This window comes from Sphingomonas sp. CFBP 13728, from assembly GCF_014841895.1.
Classification (GTDB): Bacteria; Pseudomonadota; Alphaproteobacteria; order Sphingomonadales; family Sphingomonadaceae; genus Sphingomonas.
Genome location: NZ_JACYUS010000001.1, coordinates 1,119,936 through 1,139,459 on the forward strand (window position 1 = coordinate 1,119,936; position 19,524 = coordinate 1,139,459).

Sequence of the window (19,524 nt, forward strand, 5' to 3'; positions counted from 1 at the left end):
CCCTGTTCATTCGACACAGGAGCACCCCATGGCCGACCGGCTCACGATACAGGATCCGCGTACGCAATATCCGCAGCCCCCCTTCCCGCAACAGCCGCAGGAAGCACCGGGGATCGCGTCGAAGATGGACCCGAAGCCCGATCACGGCGAGACCAGCTACACGGGCTCGGGCAAGCTGGCGGGGCGCAAAGCGCTCATCACCGGCGGCGACAGCGGCATCGGCCGTGCCGCGGCGATCGCCTATGCGCGCGAAGGCGCCGATGTCGCGATCGTCTATCTCCCCGCCGAAGAGGCCGATGCGAAGGAAGTCGTCGCGCTGATCGAGGCTGAGGGGCGCAAGGCCCTCGCGCTGCCGGGCGACGTGAAGGACGAGTCGTTCTGTCGCGCCGCAGTCCAGCAGACGGTGGATGCGTTCGGCGGCCTCGACGTGCTGGTCGTCAACGCCGGGCGCCAGCAGACGCGGCCGACCGTGGCCGACATCTCGACCGACGATTTCGACCAGACGATGAAGACCAACGTCTATGCCTTGCACTGGTTCGTGCGAGCAGCCGTCCCGCATCTCCCCGTCGGCGCGGCGGTGGTCACGACAGCGTCGGTGCAGGGCTATGATCCGTCGGACAATCTGCTCGATTATGCGACCACCAAGGCGGCTATCGTCGCGTATACCAAGGGTCTCGCCAAGCAGCTGATCGAGAAGGGCATCCGCGCCAACGTCGTCGCGCCGGGGCCGTTCTGGACGGTGTTGCAGCCCAGCGGTGGCCAGCCGCAGGAGTCGGTCGAGACGTTCGGATCGAAGAGCCATTTCGGCCGTCCGGGCCAGCCTGTGGAGATCGCGCCGGTATATGTGCTGCTGGCCTCGCAGGAGGGCAGCTATATCACGGGTGAAGTCTACGGCGTTACCGGCGGCGCTGGGGTAGCCTGACCCTCTAATCCTCCCCCGCCAGGGGGAGGTGGCTGGCCCTTGCCAGACGGAGGGGGAGGCAAGGATCACGGTCGTTGCGCGTTCCTCCCCCTCCGACACCTTCGGTGCCACCTCCCCCTGACGGGGGAGGATAGCTAAGAGGCCCGCTCAATCCCGCTATTGCACATCGTTATCAAATCTGTACCTGTGCGCTGGTGACCGCCCAGCAAATCATACCCCTCGGCAAGACCGCGCCCCGCGCATGACCCGCGGCACGATCAAGACCTGGTATCTCGTCCACAAATGGACGAGCCTGATCTGCACCGCGTTCCTGCTGATGCTCTGCGTGACCGGCCTGCCGCTGATCTTCGACGAGGAAATCGACGGCTGGCTCGACCCGCCAGCGCCGATGGCGACGCTGCCAGCAACCACGCCATCGCTGTCGCTCGATGCCATTCTGGCCAGAGCGGCGAAGGCCGCCCCTGGCGAAATTCCGCTCTACGTCAGCTTCGACGACGAGCGCCCCATCGTCTACGTGACGACCGGCCCGACGGCCGATGCCGCCCCCGCAGCGATGCATTTCCTCGCGTTCGACGCGCGCACCGGTTCCAAGATGCCCCCTTATGTCCCTGGCGTGATGGCGTTCATCCTGAAGCTCCACACCGACATGTTCCTCGGCTTCTGGGCGGAAATCTTCCTGGGCGTGATGGGCCTGCTGTTCTTCGCCGCGATCGTCTCGGGCGTCGTGCTCTACGCCCCGTTCATGGCCAAGCTCGAGTTCGGCACATTACGCCGCGGGCGCAGCAAGCGGCTCGGCTGGCTCGATCGCCATAATCTGCTCGGCATCGTCACGCTCGCCTGGGCGAGCGTCGTTGGCGTGACGGGCACGATCAACACCTTCGTCGTGCCGATCACCGGTATCTGGAAGGCGAACGGCCTCGCCGAGATCATCGCCAGCGAGGCACGGACACCATTGCCCGCCCAGCGCGCCTCGGTCCAGGCCGCGCTCGACGCCGTGCAGCGCGAGGCACCCGAGATGAAGCCGCAGTTCATCGCCTTCCCCGGCGTCGTCTTCAGCAGCCATCATCATTACGCCGTCTTCCTGAAGGGCGCGACGCCGCTGACGTCGAAGATGTTGCTGCCCGGCTTCGTCGATGCCGCGACCGGACGGCTCGACGCGGTCGTGCCGATGCCGTGGTACATGCAGGCGATGCTGCTCGCGCAGCCGCTGCATTTCGGGAACTACGGCGGCCTCGCGATGAAGATCGTCTGGGCGCTCTTCGACATATTGACGATCATCGTGCTCGGCAGCGGGCTGTATCTTTGGCTGCGTCGTCGCGGTGGTCCGAGCGACCAGCGCGTCCGCGAAGTCGTGATGGCGGGAGAAATCGCATGACCCACAAGACCAACGGCCAGATCTTCGCGTTGCCGATCCTGCTCGGCGTGTCGACCGTCGCGGGGCTCGCGGCAGGCCTGATCGGTGACGGCGTCTGGGATGTCGGCGCAGGCCTGCTGCTCGCGCTGCCGCTGGTCGTGACCGGCCGTTACTGGGTCCGCCCGCCCGAACCAGTGCTGCGCCGCCAACAGCTCCGGACCGCACCGATACGCCGATAACGCGGGGCCGGCATGATACCGGCCCCGCGCTGATGTCAGGTCGCTGGCGTGGCCTGCCGGGCGGGTGCAGTCGCCGGCGTCCCCGCTGGAGCAACTGGCGCCGGAGCGATTGCACCATTCGCCGTCGACGGAGGCGGTGCTATACCGGCTGACGGCGGCGGGGGAGCACCCGGACCGCGATCCGGACCGCCAGGACCATCGCGGCCGGGGCCATCACGATCTGGCCCATCTCGGCCGGGACCATCAGGACCATCGCGGCCAGGCCCATGCGGGCCATGCCGCGGGCCCCCGACCGGGCCGAGCGCCGTCACCTTGCCGCCGGGCGCGACCAGGAACGAGGCGTGGACGAAGCCATCCTCGAACCGGCCCTGGATCGTCACCGGCTGACCGGCCGCAACCAGATTGCCGCCCTCGCCGTCACGTCCGAGATCGACCAGCGCGCGGCCGGTGCTATCCGCCATCACGAACTTGTTGCCGTATTTTTCGGCGACCCGCCCGCGGATCGTGACGATCCCGTCGGATTGGAGCGAGCGGATCGCGATCGGCGTGGCGGGTGCCATCGTCACGCTCGGGCGCGTTGCGGCGACCGTGACGGCACCGGCTGCACCACCGACGACGAGCAGGCCGGCCGCGGCGAGCGCAAGACGGTTGCGGCGGAAGTCGAAGCGCGTCTTCGGGGCGGTATGGGAATGGTCGGTCACTTGGGTCGTTCCTCTCGTTGGTTGACGAATCACCGTCTAGGCCCGCGCTGCCGACGCCCGCTGAACCAAGCCGTTCAGATTCCGTTGGGGTCTCAGGGATAGGGACAAACGCATGCGGGTATTATTGGTCGAGGACGATGCGGCGATCGCCGACGGGCTGGCGCGGGCGTTGCGTGCCGAGCATTTCGCGGTGGACGTCGCCAGCAACGGCGAGGACGGCGGGCATCTGGGCGCGACCGAACTGTACGACGCGGCAGTGCTCGACCTCGGCCTGCCCAAGCGCGACGGCCTGTCGGTCTTGCGCGACTGGCGCGCGGCGGGACGCGACCTCCCCGTCCTGATCCTCACCGCCCGCGACGGCTGGTCGGAAAAGGTCGAGGGCTTCAAGGCCGGCGCGGACGACTATGTCGTAAAGCCGTTCCGCGTCGAGGAGGTCGTCATGCGACTTCGCGCACTGGTCCGTCGCGCCGCCGGCCATGCCGCGTCGCGAGTCACCTGCGGACCGCTGACGTTCGATGCGCAACTCGGCACGTTCGAGCTGAACGGCCTGCCGCTGAAACTCACCGCCTTCGAATGGCGCGTCCTCTCCGCGCTGATGTTGAGACGGGAAGTAGTGATCGAGCGCGCCGACCTGATCGAGCGCGTCTACGAAGGCGATGCAGACGTCGACTCGAACTCGATCGAGGTCATCATCGGCCGGCTGCGGCGGAAGATCGGTCCGCAGATGATCGAGACGGTACGCGGTCGTGGGTATCGCCTGACCGCGGATACGGCGCCATGACGATGCGCCGCCGCTCTGTCATTCCCCGATCGCTGTTCGGACGCATGCTCGCGATCTCGGCGATCTCGACGCTGCTTGCGCTGATATTCGCAGGCGTGACGATCGGCCATGTCCTCGAACGGTTCGTGATGCACGGCCTCGACGACCGGCTCGATGCGCAGGTGTCGGTGCTCGCACGCGCGGTCCGCCCGGATGCGACCCTCGACCGGACGCGCATCGTCAACCTGCCCGGTTTCGACCAGCTCGGTTCGGGGTGGGCTTGGCAGGTCGAAGGACCCGCTGGCAGCTGGCGGAGCACCGCCATGCCGCTCCGGATCGCGCCGGGCCAGATCGCGCCGGGGCCACCACGTCTTGACGGTCGGCGCGACAATAATGGCCCACGTCCCGGCGAAGGCCGCGGAATGCGTGGTGAACGGCTCCATTCGCGAACGCTGACGGTGACGACCCGGATCGGCCCCGTGACGATAGCCGCGTTCGGCCCGCGTCGGATCGTCGAGGCGCCGCTCCGTGAAGCGATGATCCCGCTGCTTGGCTCGCTCGCGCTGCTTGGGGTCGGCCTGGCACTCGCCACGCTCTTGCAGTTGCGGATCGGGTTCAGACCGCTGCGCGATCTGCGCCTCTCGCTCGCCGCGGTACGCGCCGGCACCGAACGTCACGTCCCCGCCGACCAGCCCGGCGAACTACAACCTCTCGTCACCGAACTGAACGCGCTGATCGACCAGAACGCTGCCGGGCTCGCGCATGCCCGCCAGCATGTCGCCAATCTGGCGCATGGCCTGAAGACCCCCCTTGCCGCGCTTTCGCTGAAGCTTGCAGAGGCGAAAGCGGACGACGACGTTCGCGACATGGTCGACCAGATAGATCGTCGGATACGCCACCATCTGGGCCGCGCTCGCGCCGACGCTGCCGGCAGCGGAGCGCGCGTGCAGACCGCGCTCGCCCCCGCGATTACCGACATCGTCGCCGTGTTGCGCCGTATCCACGCCGAGCGGCCGCTCCGGATCGAGATTGCTGTCGCCGACGAGACGACGGTCGCGATCGATCCGCAGGATCTGGACGAGATGATCGGCAATCTGCTCGACAACGCCTGGCGCCATGCATCGACCGCTATCGCGCTGACCGCGGTGGCGGAGGGCGCTTTCGTCTCCCTCGCCATTGCCGATGACGGACCTGGTCTGAACGAGATCGGGGTAGAACAAGCGCTCCTGCCGGGCCGCCGCCTCGACGAGAGCGAGGGTGGGCACGGCTTCGGCCTGTCCATCGCGCGCGAGCTAGCCGAGTTGAACGGCGGTAAACTCACGCTCGGCCGGTCCGCCGAGCTTGGCGGTCTGGTCGCGTGCCTGATCTTACCTGTCCGGAGCTGAACGGGAGACCTTTACCCGCTATCCTGCCGCTACGCGCCGCTCGATCAGGGCGGTGCGCAGACATTGACAGACGATCTCGTCGCGCTGGTTGATCAGCCGGTGCGTGAAGGTGACGATGCCTGCGTTCGGGCGGGACTTGCTGGGCTTCAGCTCGGTCACTTCGGTTTCGCAGCGCATCGTGTCACCGATGAACACAGGCTTCGGATGCACCAGCTTGTCGTAGCCGAGGTTGGCGACGAGCGTGCCGAGCGTCGTCTCGCCGACCGACAGCCCGACCATGAGCGCGAAGGTGAAGGTGCCGTTGACGAGGATCCGTCCGAACTCGCTCGCCTTCGCCGCCTCGATATCGAGGTGGAGGGGCTGCGGGTTGTGCGTCATCGTCGAGAACAGGAGGTTGTCCGTCTCGGTCACCGTGCGGCGGATCTCGTGCTCGATCCGGTCGCCGATGCTCCAGTCGTCGAAATAGCGGCCGGCCATCAGGAATCCTTCTCGATGCGGACGAGCATGGTGCCCTCGGTCACCTGCCCGCCCTCGATTGCGTTGAGGTCCGCGACTATGCCGTCGAACGGCGCGGTCAGGGAGTGTTCCATCTTCATCGCCTCGAGCGTGACGAGCTTCTGGCCCTTCGCGACGGTATCGCCCGCTGTCACGTCGACCGCGATGATCCGGCCCGGCATTGGCGACAGGATCGCGCCGTCGGCTGCTCCGCCCGCAGCGACACCTGACGCACGCCACGACTTGAGCTGCCAGGTCTGGCCGGCTTCGGAGATCAGGACGTCTTCGAACGCCGACGTCGTTTCGGCCTGCCCGTCGAATTCGACCTCGACCGGTTCGCCGTCCAGCAGGAACGTCGCGCTGCGGCGGGGGGCGGCATTTAGGCGGAAGCCGGCGATCGGATCGGCGGATACGAGAGCGCCGGCGGCGTCGGCCAACGCCTCTTCGGTCGGATGGGTCGGCGGCATGAGCGCGTCGCCTTCGCGGGCGATCAGCCCGGTATCGAGCGTGCCCGCCACGAAGTCGGGATGGTCGAGCGCCTCGACGAGGAACCCGGCGTTGGAGCGCACCGGCCAGACGACCGCGCCGTCGAGTGCATACGCCAAGGCTTCGCGCGCGGTCTCGCGGTCTTCGCCCCAGGCGATGACCTTGGCGATCATCGGGTCGTAGAAGGGCGAGATTTCAGCGCCCTGCTCTACCCCGGTATCGACGCGCGCTGAGGTGCCGAGGTCGAAGCGTTCGAGCGTGCCGATCGACGGCAGGAACCCCTTGGCGGGATCTTCCGCATAGAGCCGCGCTTCCATCGCCCAGCCGTCGATCGCCAGTTCGTCCTGCCGCTTGGGCAAGCGCTCGCCGGACGCGACGCGGAGTTGCCATTCGACGAGGTCCTGGCCGGTGATCTCTTCGGTGACCGGATGCTCGACCTGGAGTCGCGTGTTCATTTCCATGAACCAGATGCGGTCGGCGCGGAGGCCTTCGCTGGCGTCGGCGATGAACTCGATCGTGCCGGCGCCGACGTAATCGACCGCCTTGGCGGCCTTTACCGCAGCGGCACAGATGGCCTCGCGGGTCGCTTCGTCCATGCCGGGTGCGGGAGCTTCCTCGATCACCTTCTGGTGGCGGCGCTGGAGCGAGCAGTCGCGTTCGAACAAATGGACGACATTGCAGTGGCTGTCGCCGAAGACCTGCACTTCTATATGGCGCGGCGAGAGGATGTATTTCTCGATCAGGACGTCGGTGTTGCCGAATGACGAGGCCGCCTCGCGCTGGCACGAGACGAGGGAGTCGGCGAACTCGGCCGCCGTATCGACGCGGCGCATGCCCTTGCCGCCGCCGCCCGCGACCGCCTTGATGAGCACGGGATAGCCGATCGCGTCGGCCTCTGCCTTCAGACGTTCGGGCGATTGGTCCTCACCGAGATAGCCGGGGGTGACGGGCACGCCGGCGGCGATCATGCGCTGTTTCGCGGCATCCTTGAGGCCCATCGCGCGGATGCTGTCGGGGTTGGGGCCGACCCAGATCAGGCCGGCGTCGAGCACGGCTTGGGCGAAGTCGGCGTTCTCCGACAGGAAGCCGTAGCCGGGGTGGATAGCCTCGGCCCCGGTGTCGAGCGCGGCGGCAATGATGCGGTCGCCGACGAGGTAGCTTTCGCGCGCCGGAGAAGCGCCGATGTGCACGGCTTCGTCGGCCTGGCGGACGTGGAGCGCGTTCGCGTCGGCGTCCGAATAGACCGCGATCGTGCGGATCCCGAGGCCGCGTGCGGTGCGGATGATGCGGCAGGCGATCTCGCCGCGATTGGCGATCAGGAGCGATTCGATCATCGGTTCAGCCGAGTGAAGTATAGAAAGTGTAGACGCCCACGCGATGTATACTTCGTGTTGGAAACGGCGGCGCAGGGTCGGGTTTCGGCGGACGGGATCGGCTGTTTCAGCATGGCGATCTCGGCATAGGCCGATGCGGGCGGTGTAGGACAGGCCATGTCAGTTCGCGCAGCCGGTGGTGCGCTTCGACCAAGTGAGGTTGGCGATCTTCCAGCGGCCGGCTTCGCGGACCATGTCGAAATGATCGGTGCCGCAATGCGAGACCTTGCCGTCGATCGTGAAGACGTAGGGCGACCAGACCATCGCGATGTCGCCGTCGATGTCGACCGCGGGATCGGTCAGGCGCTCGGCGTAGCGTTCGGGGCCGGGTTTGATCGATGCGGCGAACTCGGTCCAGCTGGTGCGGCGGACCGAGCGCGTGCCGTCGGGCTTTTCCTCGGCGACGGTGGCGCCGCCGTCTGGGCGGACCTGGGCGAGGATGGCCTGCCCGTCGCGGGCGGCTAGCGCGGCGAAGAGCGCGTCGATCGGGACCATGACGCCGGCCTCTTCGGTCATTGCCGCGGGCGGCAGGCCGGTGCCTTTGACGATCGGTTGGACCGGGGTGATCTGACCAGCGGCGAGGAGAAGTGACAGCAGGATCATCGGGTTACATCCTGAACACGCCGAACGCGGGGCGTTCGGGGATGGGAGCGTTGAGCGTCGCGGCGAAGGCCAGGCCAAGCACGTCTCGCGTTTGGGCGGGATCGATGATGCCGTCGTCCCAGAGACGCGCGGTGGCGTACCAGGGGTTGCCCTCGTCCTCGTATTTCTGGCGGACGGGCGCCTTGAAGGCCTCGGCCTGCTCGGGCGTCCAGCTTTCCGCGTCGCGGTGGACGGTGGCGAGGACCGACGCTGCCTGCTCGCCGCCCATCACGCTGATCCGGCTGTTGGGCCAGGTGAACAGGAAGCGCGGCGAATAGGCGCGGCCGCACATGCCGTAATTGCCCGCGCCGAAGCTGCCGCCGATCAATACCGTGATCTTCGGAACGGTCGCGGTGGCGACGGCGGTGACGAGCTTGGCGCCGTGCTTGGCGATGCCCTCCGCCTCGTATTTGCCGCCGACCATGAAGCCGGAGATGTTCTGGAGGAACAGCAGCGGGATGCGGCGCTGGCAGGCGAGCTCGATGAAATGCGCGCCCTTCTGTGCGCTTTCACTGAACAGCACGCCGTTGTTGGCGAGGATCGCGACGGGGATGCCCCAGATATGCGCGAAGCCGCAGACGAGCGAGGTGCCATAGAGCGCCTTGAACTCGTGGAACTCGCTGCCGTCGACGAGGCGCGCGATGACCTCGTGGACGTCGTAGGGCGCGCGGACGTCGCTTGGGACGATGCCGTACAGTTCTTCGGGAGCGAACTTTGGCGGCTTGGGCTGCTGGAGGTTCACCGCGGTCTGCGCCTGCGGTTGCAGCGTCGAGACGATGTCGCGGACGATCGTCAGCGCGTGCTCGTCATTCTCGGCGACGTGATCGACCACGCCCGAGCGGCGGCCATGCGTGTCGGCGCCGCCCAGTTCCTCGGCCGAGATGACCTCGCCGGTCGCGGCCTTCACCAGCGGTGGGCCGGCGAGGAAGATCGTCCCCTGCCCGCGGACGATGATCGTCTCGTCGGACATCGCGGGCACGTACGCGCCACCCGCGGTGCAGCTGCCCATGACGCAGGCGATCTGCGGGATGCCGAGCGCTGACATGTTGGCCTGATTGAAGAATATCCGGCCGAAATGATCGCGGTCGGGGAAGACTTCCGCCTGGTGCGGCAGGTTCGCGCCGCCGCTGTCGACGAGGTAGATGCAGGGGAGCCGGTTCTCCTGCGCGATCTCCTGCGCGCGGAGGTGTTTCTTGACGGTGAGCGGGTAGTAGGTGCCACCCTTCACGGTCGCGTCGTTGCAGACGATCATGCACTGACGACCGGAAACGCGGCCTATGCCGATGATCAGGCCGGCGCCGGGGACTTCGTCCTCGTACAGGCCGTTGGCGACAAGCTGGCCGATTTCGAGGAAGGGCGAGCCGGGGTCGAGCAGCCGTTCGACGCGGTCGCGTGGGAGGAGCTTGCCGCGCGAGGTGTGGCGCTCGCGGGACTTGGCGTTGCCGCCGAGGGCTGTGCGGGCGACGTCTTCGCGGAGGGTTTCGGCGAGCGCGCGGTTGTGGGTCGCGTTCGCGCGGAAGGTTTCGCTGTCGGGGGATAGCGCGGAGGTCAGGACGGCCGCCCTCACTTGCCCCTCTCCCCTTGGGGGAGAGGGAAGGAGGAGCGCAGCGACGGGAGGGTGAGGGCACGTTCGAGGTGCGCGCGTGCCCTCACCCTCCCACCCGGCTGCGCCGTGCGGGCCCCTCCCTCTCCCCTGCAGGGAGAGGGGTTCAGTGCAGTGTTCACTGCGCCACCTTGGGGGCGGCCCCGATGAGTTCTCTGCCGATCAGCATGCGGCGAATCTCGTTCGTCCCAGCGCCGATGTCGAGCAACTTCGCATCCCGCATGAACCGCTCGACCGGCCAGTCCTTGGTGTAGCCTGCCCCGCCGAGCGCCTGGATCGATTCGAGCGACACTTTCACCGCGCTCTCGCTCGCGAGCAGGATCGCGCCCGCCGCATCGAACCGCGTCGTCTTGCCCGCATCGCACGACTTCGCCACCGCGTAGACATACGCGCGCGCCGAACTCAGCGCGACGTACATGTCGGCGACCTTCGCCTGGATTAGCTGGAACTGGCCGATCGCCGTCCCGAACTGCTTCCGCTCGCGGACGTACGGGATCACGACGTCGAGGCACGCCTGCATGATGCCGAGCTGGATGCCGGCCAGCACCGCGCGCTCGTAGTCGAGGCCCGACATCAGCACGCCGACGCCGCCATTCTCGGGGCCCATGACGTTCTCGAACGGCACTTCGCAATCGGTGAAGACGAGTTCGGCGGTCGGCGAGCCACGCATCCCCATCTTGTCGATCTTCTGGCCGATCGCGAAGCCCGGCATGTCCTTCTCGATCAGGAACGCGGTGATCCCCCGCGAACCCTCACCGGTCTTCGCATAGACGACCAGAGTGTCGGCATAGGCCGCGTTGGTGATCCAGAACTTCGTGCCGTTGAGGACGTAGCCGGTGTCGGTCTTCACCGCCTTGAGCTTCATCGAGACGACGTCGGAGCCGGCGCCCGCCTCGGACATGGCGAGGCTGCCGACATGCTCGCCCGACACGAGCTTGGGCAGGTACTTCGCCTTCTGCTCGGGATTGCCCCAGCGGCGGATCTGGTTGACGCACAGGTTCGAATGCGCGCCGTAGCTGAGCCCGATCGACGCGGATGCGCGCGAGACTTCCTCGACCGCGACGACGTGTTCGAGATAGCCGAGACCGAGGCCGCCATATTCTTCTTCGACGGTGATGCCGTGCAGGCCAAGTTCGCCCATCGCCGGCCACAGCTCGCGCGGAAACCAGTCGTCGGCGTCGATCTTCGCCGCCAGCGGCGCGATCTTGTCGGTGGCGAAGCGGTGCGTGCTCTCGCGGATCATGTCCGCGGATTCGCCGAGCGCGAAATCGAAATCGGGTATCATGCAGCCTCTCCAGACCTTGTGTTGTCGGCGTGATACTCGGTCGCGACGTCCAAGAGAAATTGATACGACCGAACACATGCGATAGATCGTGTCTATGGTCGTACCGCTATGATCGAACGCTATGTGTTGCGCTATTTCCTGGCGGTCGTGGACCAGGGCAATTTCACGCGTGCCGCCGCGCAGTGCCGGATTTCGCAGCCGACGCTGTCGGTCGGGATCGCCAAGCTGGAGGCGTCGCTCGGGCAGACGCTGTTCCTGCGGACCAACCGGCGGATCGAACTCACGCCCTCGGGCACGCGGTTCGCGGTGCATGCGCGTCGGATCGAAGCCGAGTTTGCCGCTGCCGAGCGGGATTTGCAGGACACGGCTCCGACCAAGCTCGTGCGCCTCGGGATCGCGACGACGTTGCCGCCATCCTGGATAGCCGCCGCGCTAAGTCGGGCGCGACGCGCGTCCACCACCGAACGCCTCGAAGTCGTCGAGGGACGGAGCAGCGAACTCGTCGCGCTGCTCGATCGCGGACGGATCGACGTGATGCTCGGCGCGATCGGCGACGATGCGCGCGGTCGCGTGCTGTTCGAGGAAGGCTTCGCAGTCGCGGTGGCGAACGACCACCGGCTGGCCGGACGCGCCACGCTCGCGGTCGCCGACGTCGCGGAGGAAACGATGATCGTCCGCCGCCACTGCGAAGCGCTGGCCGAGACGAGCCGCTTCTTCACCGCGCGCGGCGTGCGACCGTTCATGGCCGCCCGCACCGTCAGCGACGACCGCGCACTGACCTATGTCCGTGCAGGGCTCGGGATGACGGTCATGCCGCTGAGTTTTGCAAGCGAGGGCATCGCGATGATTCGGTTGACGGGCTTCGATCCGACACGGCGCGTAGGCGTGCTGGTGGCGAACGACTCCGCCTCGCGGATCGAGGGAAGCGTCATGGTCGCGGCGATCGAGAAGACGTTCAGGGATCTGCACACGGCGGGGGCCGGTGCCGACGATCTCGACTGACGCTATATAAAAAGCGGTACCGGCGGACCGGTCATCAACGGAGGAATGGTGGAGCCGAGGGGGATCGAACCCCTGACCTTTCGCATGCCATGCGAACGCTCTCCCAGCTGAGCTACGGCCCCATTCCCGTTGGGAGGCGGGTCACTAACCGGACCCGCCCGGGTTGGCAAGCGGCGTAAATGCCGCCTGCCAAATTTATTGCACTTAACGCTCGTGCTCGTCCTGCGGCGTCTCGACGCCGAGGTCGTCGTCGCCGCCGAGATCGACTTCGTCGTCGGCCGACGGCTCTTCGTCCTCGCCGGTGATCGAGGCGATGTCCTCTTCCTCGTCACCCTCGAGATCCGCGTCGGGCTTCTTGGTGTCGGGCTTGGCGACCTCGAACGGCAGCGGCTGCTTCGACTTCAGGATGGGCTCGGGCTCCCACGCATACCCGCATTCGATGCAGGTCACGGGGTCGGCTTTTTCGAGGTCGTAGAAACGCGTCGCGCATTTCGGGCACGAACGCTTCGTGCCCCATTCCGGCTTGATCATGCCGATAGAACCTTTCGGATGAATGGATTGCGGGGGGATACCCTCGCAAAGTGGGCGCGCCTTGCCATAGCGCAAGGCCACTGTCAAAAGCCCGGCCCCATGGCACACCCCCTCCCCACTTCGATGGACGTCGTCGCGCGCGGTCCACTGACCGGCTCGATCGCGGTCCCAGGCGACAAGTCTATCAGTCACCGCGCACTGATGTTCGCGAGCTTGGCGGTCGGTACCAGCCGAATCGAGGGGCTGCTGGAGGGCGAGGACGTGCTCGCTACCGCGGCGGCGATGCGCGCGATGGGCGCGACGATCGAACGTGGTGAGGACGGGATCTGGACGGTCGACGGTGTTGGCGTGGGCGGGTTGCTCCAGCCCGAGACCGCGCTGGAGATGGGCAATTCTGGCACGTCGACACGGTTGCTGATGGGCCTCGTGTCGAGCCATCCGATCACCTGCACCTTTACGGGCGACGCGTCGCTGTCGGGGCGACCGATGGGGCGCGTGATCGAGCCGCTTTCGCAGATGGGGGCGGACATCACGTCTTCGCCGGGCGGGCGGCTGCCGCTGATGGTGCGCGGGATGTGCCCGGCGGTGCCGATCGAATACACGCTGCCGGTCGCGTCGGCACAGGTGAAGTCCGCGATTTTGCTCGCTGGGCTCAACACGCCGGGGATCACGCGCGTGATCGAGCCAGTCGCGACGCGCGATCATAGCGAGCGGATGCTGACCGGGTTCGGTGCGAAGCTGACCGTCGAGGAAACGAACCGCGGCCGCATCATCTCGATCACCGGCGAAGCGGAGTTGAAGCCGCAGGATATCGTGGTGCCGGGCGATCCGTCGTCGTCGGCGTTCTGGCTGGTGGCTGCGTCGATCGTGCCGGGGTCGGATATCGTCGTGCGTAACGTCGGGCTGAACCCGACGCGCATCGGGATCGTCACCGCGCTGCGGATGATGGGCGCGGATATTACCGAGCTCGACCCGCGCACTGTCGGTGGCGAGCCGGTCGCCGATCTGCGCGTCCGCCACGCGCCCCTGACCGCGATCGAAGTGCCGGCCGATCTCGCGCCGAGCATGATCGACGAATATCCGGTGCTGTTCGTGGCGGCGGCCTTCGCGACCGGCACGACCGTCGCGCGCGGCGCTCATGAGTTGCGCGTCAAGGAATCGGACCGGATCACGACGATGCGGATCGCGCTCGAAGCCTGCGGCGTACCTTGCGATGAATTCGAGGACGGCATGGCGATCACCGGGTCGGGCGGCGCGGCGATTCGCGGTGGCGCTCGGATCGCCTCGAAACTCGACCACCGCATCGCAATGAGCATGGTCGTGGCTGGACTTGGGAGCCGCGAGCCCGTCACGATTGACGATGTATCGCCGGTGGCGACGAGCTATCCCGTGTTCTTCCGGTCGCTCGATGCGCTTACCGGCCGGGGGAATTAAGATGATCATCGCAGTCGACGGTCCGGCGGCATCGGGCAAGGGCACCATCGCGCGTGCCTTGGCCAAGCATTACAAGCTGCCGTATCTCGATACCGGGCTGCTGTACCGCGCGGTCGCGTTGAGCGTGGCGCGGATGGGGCTCGATCCGGAGACCGAGGCCGACGCGGTCGCGGCGTGCGATTTCAGCGATGCGCTGTTGAGCGATCCGGCGTTGCGTGATGACGATATCGGCGCGCTCGCGTCGGTGGTGTCGGCGCATCCGCTGGTCCGCGCGGCGCTGCTGCACCGGCAGAAGCGGTTTGCGGCGCAGGAGGGTGGCGCGATTCTCGACGGGCGCGACATCGGCACGGTGATCGCGCCGGATGCGGATGCGAAGCTGTTCGTGAAGGCCACGCCGAATATCCGGGCGCAGCGGCGGCATGCGGAGTTGCAGGCTCGGGGTGGGACTGCGAGCAAGGATCGGGTTCTGGCGGATATCCGGGCGCGGGATGCTCGGGATAGTGGGCGGTCTACTGCGCCGCTGGTGATGGCGGCGGATGCTGCGTTGCTGGATACGAGCTTTTTGTCGATCGAGGCTTCGGTTCAGAGGGCGGTTGCGTTGGTCGAGGCGCAGCGGGCGAAGAAGGCGGCTTCGGTTTAGGGCTTCCTCACACCCGAGCGAGTGCACCACCCCGGCGAAGGCCGGGGCCCAATTGGAACGTCAGCAGTAACGAAGCGCAGTCCTCAGTTAGCATCGTCCCCCAATTGGGCCCCGGCCTTCGCCGGGGTGGTTGCTCTGTTGGGGTGAGCTATTGCGACCCAATATTGTTTCCCCGCGAAGGCGGGGATCCAGGCTGGGCTCCCGCCTTCGCGGGAGAACAAGGAAGCGGGGGGCGCCTTCCGTTATGTCCCCAAGCCCCGCCGCCGACAGCGCCGTGACCGACGCTCTTCTAAAGCGCAGTAACCAGCGCCACCGCCCCGAACACCACCCCCGGAAAGTTCGCCACGACGATCGGCCAGTCCCGCTTGTCCTTCAAAAACCCATACCCGACCCAAAGCGCGCAATTTACCATCGTCGCGAACGGCTGGACCACCGATCCTTTCTGACCCGCAAGGTTCAGCATGATCTGGTCGATGTATGACAGGTACATCACGATCGCCGTCACGGTGGCGACCCAGCCCAGCACGAGAATGCCGCGTTCGTTCAAATCTTCGCTCCTGTTGTGAGCGGCCCCTAACGAAGCAGCGGCGAACTTGCTCCGAGACCCGGTTTCGGCTATACGGAACCGTCCGGCGAGCGATGCTCGTGGAGGAAGGCGCGGAGACCCTCGAGTCTCACGCGCCGTTTTCGCATTCAGCGTCTACGTCCTCTGCGCTTCGTGCCGTCCGGATGCCGTGCCGACATTCGGTCGTCGCGGCAACGAAGGCCAAGACCAGCGGACCCAACCGCTTGGCCGGAAACAGACTAGGATTACTGAATTCTATGGCAACCCAGGTAATGCCGACCCGCGACGATTTCGCGGCGATGCTGAACGAAACGCTCGGCGACGCCGACAGCTTCGAGGGCCGCGTGGTGCATGGCACCGTGACCGGCATCGAGAACGACATGGCCGTCATCGACGTCGGCTTGAAGTCGGAAGGCCGCGTGCCGCTTCGCGAATTCGCAGCGCCGGGCCAGAAGGCTGACCTCAAGGTCGGCGACGAAGTCGAAGTCTATGTCGACCGCGTCGAGAACGTCCACGGCGAAGCGATGCTCAGCCGCGATCGCGCCCGTCGCGAAGCGGCATGGGACAAGCTGGAAACCGAATTCTCCAAGACGACCCGCGTCGAAGGCGTGATCTTCGGCCGCGTGAAGGGTGGCTTCACCGTCGACCTGAACGGCGCCGTCGCGTTCCTGCCCGGTTCGCAGGTCGATATCCGCCCCGTGCGCGATGTCACCCCGCTGATGGACATCCCCCAGCCGTTCCAGATCCTGAAGATGGACCGCAAGCGCGGCAACATCGTCGTGTCGCGTCGCGCCGTTCTCGAAGAGACGCGCGCAGAACAGCGTTCGGGCCTGATCCTCAGCCTGGCCGAGGGCCAGATCATCGACGGCGTCGTCAAGAACATCACCGATTACGGTGCGTTCGTTGATCTCGGCGGCATCGATGGCCTGCTGCACGTCACCGATCTCAGCTACAAGCGCGTCGGTCACCCGAGCGAAGTCCTGAACATCGGCGACACCGTCAAGGTGCAGATCATCCGCATCAACAAGGACACCCAGCGCATCAGCCTCGGCATGAAGCAGCTGGAGAGCGATCCTTGGGATGGCGCGATGGTCAAGTACCCGGTCGGCGCGAAGCTCACCGGCCGCGTCACGAACATCACCGAATATGGTGCGTTCGTCGAGCTGGAAGCGGGCATCGAAGGCCTCGTCCACGTGTCGGAAATGTCCTGGACCAAGAAGAACGTCCATCCGGGCAAGATCGTGTCGACCTCGCAGGAAGTCGACGTCATGGTCCTCGAAGTCGATTCCGAGAAGCGTCGCATCTCGCTCGGCCTCAAGCAGGCTCAGGCCAATCCTTGGGAGGCCTTCGCTGCCGCTCATCCGATCGGTTCGACTGTCGAAGGCGAAGTCAAGAACGCGACCGAGTTCGGTCTGTTCATCGGCCTCGACAACGACGTCGACGGCATGGTCCACATGTCCGACATCGCATGGGGTGTTTCGGGCGAAGACGCGCTCAACCTGCATCGCAAGGGTGAGACCGTCGAGGCCGTCGTGCTCGACATCGACGCCGAGAAGGAGCGTATCTCGCTCGGCATGAAGCAGCTCGAGCGCGGCGGGCCATCGGCCGGCGGCATCGCAGCAGCAGGCGACAAGCTGAACAAGAACGCGATCGTCACCGTGACCGTTCTCGAAGTCCGCGACGCGGGCCTCGAAGTGCAGCAGGGCGACGATGGCGCGACCGGCTTTATCAAGCGCACGGATCTGGGTCGCGATCGCGACGAGCAGCGTCCGGAGCGTTTCCAGGTCGGCCAGAAGTTCGACGCGATGGTCACCGGCTTCGATCGTTCGAAGAAGCCGACCTTCTCGATCAAGGCTATGCAGATCTCGGAAGAGAAGCAGGCTGTCGCGCAGTATGGTTCGTCGGACTCGGGCGCGACTCTCGGCAACATCCTGGGCGAGGCTCTCAAGGCTCGTACGGACGCCGAGAAGAAGTAAGCTCAACGGCTTAACGAAGATTTGGCCCGGCATGTCTCGAACATGCCGGGCTTTTTCTTGTCTGAGTGCTTTTGGTTTTTGACTGTCCCCGAATTGGTGCTAATGACTCGCAGATTGACTTGTATCAATTAGTAAGCGCTTTAGATGGGCGGGGGCTCGAATGATCCGATCTGAACTGGTCCTTAAGATCGCTGAGGCGCATCCGGACCTACAGCCTAACGAAGTGGAGCTGATCGTCAGCACCTTCTTCGACGAGATATCGAAGCGACTGGCCGCCGACGGCCGGGTCGAACTGCGCGGTTTCGGCGCATTCTCCACGCGCGCACGCGATGCCCGGACGGGTCGCAACCCGCGTACCGGCGAAGTCGTCGAGGTCGAGGCCAAGCGCGTGCCGTATTTCAAGCCCGGCAAGGAAATGCGCTCGCGCCTCAACGTGTGAGCGGTACCAACCCCGAACGCGGCGCGCGCGTCGGGGCAGAGAATATACGACGCTTCGAGCAAGATGGGTTGACCCTGCGCGCGACCTCGTCTTGTTGGGCCCGTGTGCGGACGTGGCGAAACCGGTAGACGCAGGAGACTTAAAATCTCCCTCCCTAGGAGTGCGGGTTCGAGTCCCGCCGTCCGCACCATTCGAGTTGCCCGGCGTACGCGTCGATTGATGCTCGCCGGCAGCCTGATGCTGGCAGGCTCCACGATGCTGGCCGGATGCGATCGACGGCCCGATACCGGTGCGGTGATCGTCAGCGCGATCGGGTCCGCACCACACCTCGCCGACGCCAGCCGCGTCGCGCTCGACACCCCTGCCCGCCTGATGATGGATTCCACCGCGCAAGGACTCGTCCGGTTCGATGCCGCGGGTCAGATCGAGCCGGGCATCGCCGAGCGTTGGATCGTGATCGACAACGGCATGAGCTACATCTTCCGCCTGTGCGAGGGCGATTGGGGCGATGGCACGCCAGTCACCGCCGAGCAGGTCGTCGCCATGCTCCAGCGCCAGATCGGCGGCGCGATCGGTTCGGGGGGCAGCCACCATGATTCGCGCAATCCGCTGGCGCCATTCCTGACCGCGATCGACGAGATCGTCGTGATGACCCCTCAGGTCATCGAGGTGCGGCTGTCGCGCCCCCGCCCGGATCTGCTCAAGCTGTTCGCGCAACCCGAACTCGCCTTGCTCCGACTTCGACCCTCGGGAGGTACCGGGCCGTTCCGGATCGCGCAGCGCGGGCGCGCGCCGCTGTTGCGTCCGGCGTTCGATCCAGGCCAGGCCGATCCCGACGATCAGCGCGAAGCGCGGCCGCAGGAGGACGTGCGGCTGATCGGCGAGCGCGCCGCCCGCGCCATCGCGCGCTTTGCCAATCGCGACTCCGATCTGGTCAGCGGCGGCAGTTTCGTCGACTGGCCGTTGCTGGCGACCGCGGACGTGGCGCCGGCGAGCGTACGCGTCGACCCTGCGGTCGGCCTGTTCGGGCTGGCGATCGTGCGCCGCGACGGCTTCCTCGCCGATGCCGGCAACCGCGCGGCGGTATCGGAGGCGATCGACCGGACCGCGCTGACGACGGCGATCGCGTCCGCATGGGATCCCGCCGACCGAATCCTGCCCGACATCCTCGACTCCGCATCCTTGCCGCAGGTCCCCGCCTGGACGCTGTTGACGCAGGACGAACGCCGCGTCGCCGCGCGACGGCGGGTGGCGGCGTGGACAGGCGGGCCGATCACGGTGCGGATCGCGCTCCCCGACGGGCCGGGTGCGACGTTGCTGTACGCGCAGGTCGCCGCCTCGCTGATGGCGATCGGCATCACGCCCATGCGCGTCGGGATCGACGATGCCGCGGACCTGAAGCTGGTCGATGCGGTCGCGCCCTACGACAGTGCGCGCTGGTATCTCGCCACCGCCTGCGTGACGTGTGGCGATGCCGCGCAGGCCGCGCTCGAAGCCGCGCGCGAAGCGCCGACGCTGGCGGAACGCGGCGTGCGGATCGCGGCCGCCGACGCGGCGATGAACGAGGACGTAGCGTTCATTCCGCTGGCCCGCCCGTTGCGCTGGTCGCTGGTCGCCGCCCGGCTTCGCCAGTGGCAGGCCAATAGTCGCGCGTGGCACCCGTTGAACCGGTTGCGCGCCGACACCAATTAG

At 66.5% G+C, this 19,524-nt stretch carries 19 protein-coding genes and 2 tRNA genes; 12 read left to right on the forward strand and 9 right to left on the reverse strand.

Going from position 1 to position 19,524, the window contains the following annotated elements; all coding sequences use genetic code 11:
• Positions 1-28: 28 nt before the first annotated feature.
• The 3 genes from IFT67_RS04950 to IFT67_RS04960 all read left to right on the forward strand — a co-directional run bounded on the left by IFT67_RS04950 (position 29) and on the right by IFT67_RS04960 (position 2,515).
• Complete coding sequence (locus tag IFT67_RS04950; RefSeq protein WP_192145259.1) at positions 29-922, forward strand: SDR family oxidoreductase; 894 nt, start codon at positions 29-31, stop codon at positions 920-922.
• 241 nt (positions 923-1,163) lie between these two features.
• Positions 1,164-2,297: a PepSY-associated TM helix domain-containing protein gene (locus IFT67_RS04955; protein WP_192145261.1), complete on the forward strand. Its 1,134-nt coding sequence runs from the start codon at positions 1,164-1,166 to the stop codon at positions 2,295-2,297.
• Positions 2,294-2,515 carry a hypothetical protein gene (locus IFT67_RS04960; RefSeq protein WP_192145263.1) on the forward strand — a complete coding sequence of 74 codons (222 nt, stop codon included), beginning with the start codon at positions 2,294-2,296 and terminating at the stop codon, positions 2,513-2,515. The genes IFT67_RS04955 and IFT67_RS04960 overlap by 4 nt, the downstream gene beginning before the upstream one ends.
• A 35-nt stretch (positions 2,516-2,550) precedes the next feature.
• Here IFT67_RS04960 and IFT67_RS20400 read toward each other — a convergent pair whose 3' ends face one another.
• Positions 2,551-3,216: a hypothetical protein gene (locus IFT67_RS20400; protein ID WP_197982904.1), complete on the reverse strand. Its 666-nt coding sequence runs from the start codon at positions 3,214-3,216 to the stop codon at positions 2,551-2,553.
• Positions 3,217-3,328: 112 nt separating this feature from the next.
• Between IFT67_RS20400 and IFT67_RS04970 the strand changes: the two genes are divergently transcribed.
• Both IFT67_RS04970 and IFT67_RS04975 read left to right on the forward strand, forming a co-directional pair.
• A complete protein-coding gene (locus tag IFT67_RS04970; protein ID WP_192145265.1) occupies positions 3,329-3,997 on the forward strand; it encodes a response regulator in 669 nt (222 codons plus the stop codon).
• A complete protein-coding gene (locus tag IFT67_RS04975; RefSeq protein WP_244647164.1) occupies positions 3,994-5,361 on the forward strand; it encodes a sensor histidine kinase in 1,368 nt (455 codons plus the stop codon). Before IFT67_RS04970 ends, IFT67_RS04975 begins: the two co-directional genes overlap by 4 nt.
• Before the next feature lie 18 nt (positions 5,362-5,379).
• Here IFT67_RS04975 and IFT67_RS04980 read toward each other — a convergent pair whose 3' ends face one another.
• The 5 genes from IFT67_RS04980 to IFT67_RS05000 form a co-directional block, all read right to left on the reverse strand.
• The gene (locus IFT67_RS04980; protein ID WP_192145267.1) at positions 5,380-5,838 is read right to left on the reverse strand and encodes a MaoC family dehydratase; all 459 of its coding nucleotides are present in this window, start codon (positions 5,836-5,838) and stop codon (positions 5,380-5,382) included.
• Positions 5,838-7,676 (reverse strand): acetyl/propionyl/methylcrotonyl-CoA carboxylase subunit alpha, encoded by a 1,839-nt coding sequence (locus IFT67_RS04985; protein WP_192145269.1) that lies wholly within the window; start codon positions 7,674-7,676, stop codon positions 5,838-5,840. The genes IFT67_RS04980 and IFT67_RS04985 overlap by 1 nt, the downstream gene beginning before the upstream one ends.
• Positions 7,677-7,835: 159 nt before the next feature.
• The gene (locus IFT67_RS04990) at positions 7,836-8,318 is read right to left on the reverse strand and encodes a nuclear transport factor 2 family protein (protein WP_192145271.1); all 483 of its coding nucleotides are present in this window, start codon (positions 8,316-8,318) and stop codon (positions 7,836-7,838) included.
• A gap of 4 nt (positions 8,319-8,322) precedes the next feature.
• Positions 8,323-9,924: a carboxyl transferase domain-containing protein gene (locus IFT67_RS04995; RefSeq protein WP_192145273.1), complete on the reverse strand. Its 1,602-nt coding sequence runs from the start codon at positions 9,922-9,924 to the stop codon at positions 8,323-8,325.
• A 154-nt stretch (positions 9,925-10,078) separates the two neighbouring features.
• Positions 10,079-11,245, reverse strand: a complete 1,167-nt coding sequence (locus IFT67_RS05000; protein WP_192145275.1) for an isovaleryl-CoA dehydrogenase — start codon at positions 11,243-11,245, stop codon at positions 10,079-10,081.
• 108 nt (positions 11,246-11,353) lie between these two features.
• On the opposite strand from IFT67_RS05000, the gene IFT67_RS05005 reads away from it, so the two are divergent.
• Positions 11,354-12,247 (forward strand): LysR family transcriptional regulator, encoded by an 894-nt coding sequence (locus IFT67_RS05005; RefSeq protein WP_192145277.1) that lies wholly within the window; start codon positions 11,354-11,356, stop codon positions 12,245-12,247.
• A 46-nt stretch (positions 12,248-12,293) separates the two neighbouring features.
• On the opposite strand, the gene IFT67_RS05010 is transcribed toward IFT67_RS05005, so the two are convergent.
• Together IFT67_RS05010 and IFT67_RS05015 are read right to left on the reverse strand one after the other, a co-directional pair.
• Positions 12,294-12,369 (reverse strand) — tRNA-Ala (locus IFT67_RS05010).
• A gap of 82 nt (positions 12,370-12,451) precedes the next feature.
• The gene (locus IFT67_RS05015; RefSeq protein WP_031395784.1) at positions 12,452-12,778 is read right to left on the reverse strand and encodes a TIGR02300 family protein; all 327 of its coding nucleotides are present in this window, start codon (positions 12,776-12,778) and stop codon (positions 12,452-12,454) included.
• A gap of 99 nt (positions 12,779-12,877) precedes the next feature.
• Between IFT67_RS05015 and aroA the strand changes: the two genes are divergently transcribed.
• Positions 12,878-14,212, forward strand: coding sequence for a 3-phosphoshikimate 1-carboxyvinyltransferase (gene aroA / locus IFT67_RS05020; protein ID WP_192145279.1), 1,335 nt, complete (start codon positions 12,878-12,880; stop codon positions 14,210-14,212).
• A gap of 1 nt (position 14,213) precedes the next feature.
• Positions 14,214-14,852: a (d)CMP kinase gene (cmk, locus tag IFT67_RS05025; protein WP_056051420.1), complete on the forward strand. Its 639-nt coding sequence runs from the start codon at positions 14,214-14,216 to the stop codon at positions 14,850-14,852.
• A gap of 289 nt (positions 14,853-15,141) precedes the next feature.
• Here cmk and IFT67_RS05030 read toward each other — a convergent pair whose 3' ends face one another.
• Positions 15,142-15,399: a SemiSWEET family transporter gene (locus tag IFT67_RS05030; protein WP_056486791.1), complete on the reverse strand. Its 258-nt coding sequence runs from the start codon at positions 15,397-15,399 to the stop codon at positions 15,142-15,144.
• A 275-nt stretch (positions 15,400-15,674) separates the two neighbouring features.
• On the opposite strand from IFT67_RS05030, the gene rpsA reads away from it, so the two are divergent.
• The 4 genes from rpsA (at position 15,675) to IFT67_RS05050 (ending at position 19,524) form a co-directional block, all read left to right on the forward strand.
• Positions 15,675-17,393: a 30S ribosomal protein S1 gene (gene rpsA / locus IFT67_RS05035; protein WP_056060414.1), complete on the forward strand. Its 1,719-nt coding sequence runs from the start codon at positions 15,675-15,677 to the stop codon at positions 17,391-17,393.
• A gap of 160 nt (positions 17,394-17,553) precedes the next feature.
• Positions 17,554-17,832 carry an integration host factor subunit beta gene (locus tag IFT67_RS05040; protein WP_056060417.1) on the forward strand — a complete coding sequence of 93 codons (279 nt, stop codon included), beginning with the start codon at positions 17,554-17,556 and terminating at the stop codon, positions 17,830-17,832.
• A gap of 106 nt (positions 17,833-17,938) precedes the next feature.
• Positions 17,939-18,022 (forward strand) — tRNA-Leu (locus IFT67_RS05045).
• Positions 18,023-18,051: 29 nt separating this feature from the next.
• Positions 18,052-19,524 (forward strand): ABC transporter substrate-binding protein, encoded by a 1,473-nt coding sequence (locus IFT67_RS05050; protein WP_244647165.1) that lies wholly within the window; start codon positions 18,052-18,054, stop codon positions 19,522-19,524.

What these genes read in the sequence shown, in the direction of transcription:
- IFT67_RS04970 (WP_192145265.1), top strand. Translation starts at nt 3,329, where the DNA reads ATGCGGGTATTATTGGTCGAGGACGATGCGGCGATCGCCGACGGGCTG.
- IFT67_RS04950 (WP_192145259.1), top strand. Translation starts at nt 29, where the DNA reads ATGGCCGACCGGCTCACGATACAGGATCCGCGTACGCAATATCCGCAG.
- aroA (WP_192145279.1), top strand. Translation starts at nt 12,878, where the DNA reads ATGGCACACCCCCTCCCCACTTCGATGGACGTCGTCGCGCGCGGTCCA.
- rpsA (WP_056060414.1), top strand. Translation starts at nt 15,675, where the DNA reads ATGGCAACCCAGGTAATGCCGACCCGCGACGATTTCGCGGCGATGCTG.
- cmk (WP_056051420.1), top strand. Translation starts at nt 14,214, where the DNA reads ATGATCATCGCAGTCGACGGTCCGGCGGCATCGGGCAAGGGCACCATC.
- IFT67_RS04960 (WP_192145263.1), top strand. Translation starts at nt 2,294, where the DNA reads ATGACCCACAAGACCAACGGCCAGATCTTCGCGTTGCCGATCCTGCTC.
- IFT67_RS05005 (WP_192145277.1), top strand. Translation starts at nt 11,354, where the DNA reads ATGATCGAACGCTATGTGTTGCGCTATTTCCTGGCGGTCGTGGACCAG.
- IFT67_RS04975 (WP_244647164.1), top strand. Translation starts at nt 3,994, where the DNA reads ATGACGATGCGCCGCCGCTCTGTCATTCCCCGATCGCTGTTCGGACGC.
- IFT67_RS05015 (WP_031395784.1), bottom strand. Translation starts at nt 12,778, where the DNA reads ATGATCAAGCCGGAATGGGGCACGAAGCGTTCGTGCCCGAAATGCGCG.
- IFT67_RS05000 (WP_192145275.1), bottom strand. Translation starts at nt 11,245, where the DNA reads ATGATACCCGATTTCGATTTCGCGCTCGGCGAATCCGCGGACATGATC.
- IFT67_RS05040 (WP_056060417.1), top strand. Translation starts at nt 17,554, where the DNA reads ATGATCCGATCTGAACTGGTCCTTAAGATCGCTGAGGCGCATCCGGAC.
- IFT67_RS04985 (WP_192145269.1), bottom strand. Translation starts at nt 7,676, where the DNA reads ATGATCGAATCGCTCCTGATCGCCAATCGCGGCGAGATCGCCTGCCGC.
- IFT67_RS04990 (WP_192145271.1), bottom strand. Translation starts at nt 8,318, where the DNA reads ATGATCCTGCTGTCACTTCTCCTCGCCGCTGGTCAGATCACCCCGGTC.
- IFT67_RS04955 (WP_192145261.1), top strand. Translation starts at nt 1,164, where the DNA reads ATGACCCGCGGCACGATCAAGACCTGGTATCTCGTCCACAAATGGACG.
- IFT67_RS05050 (WP_244647165.1), top strand. Translation starts at nt 18,052, where the DNA reads ATGCTCGCCGGCAGCCTGATGCTGGCAGGCTCCACGATGCTGGCCGGA.
- IFT67_RS04980 (WP_192145267.1), bottom strand. Translation starts at nt 5,838, where the DNA reads ATGGCCGGCCGCTATTTCGACGACTGGAGCATCGGCGACCGGATCGAG.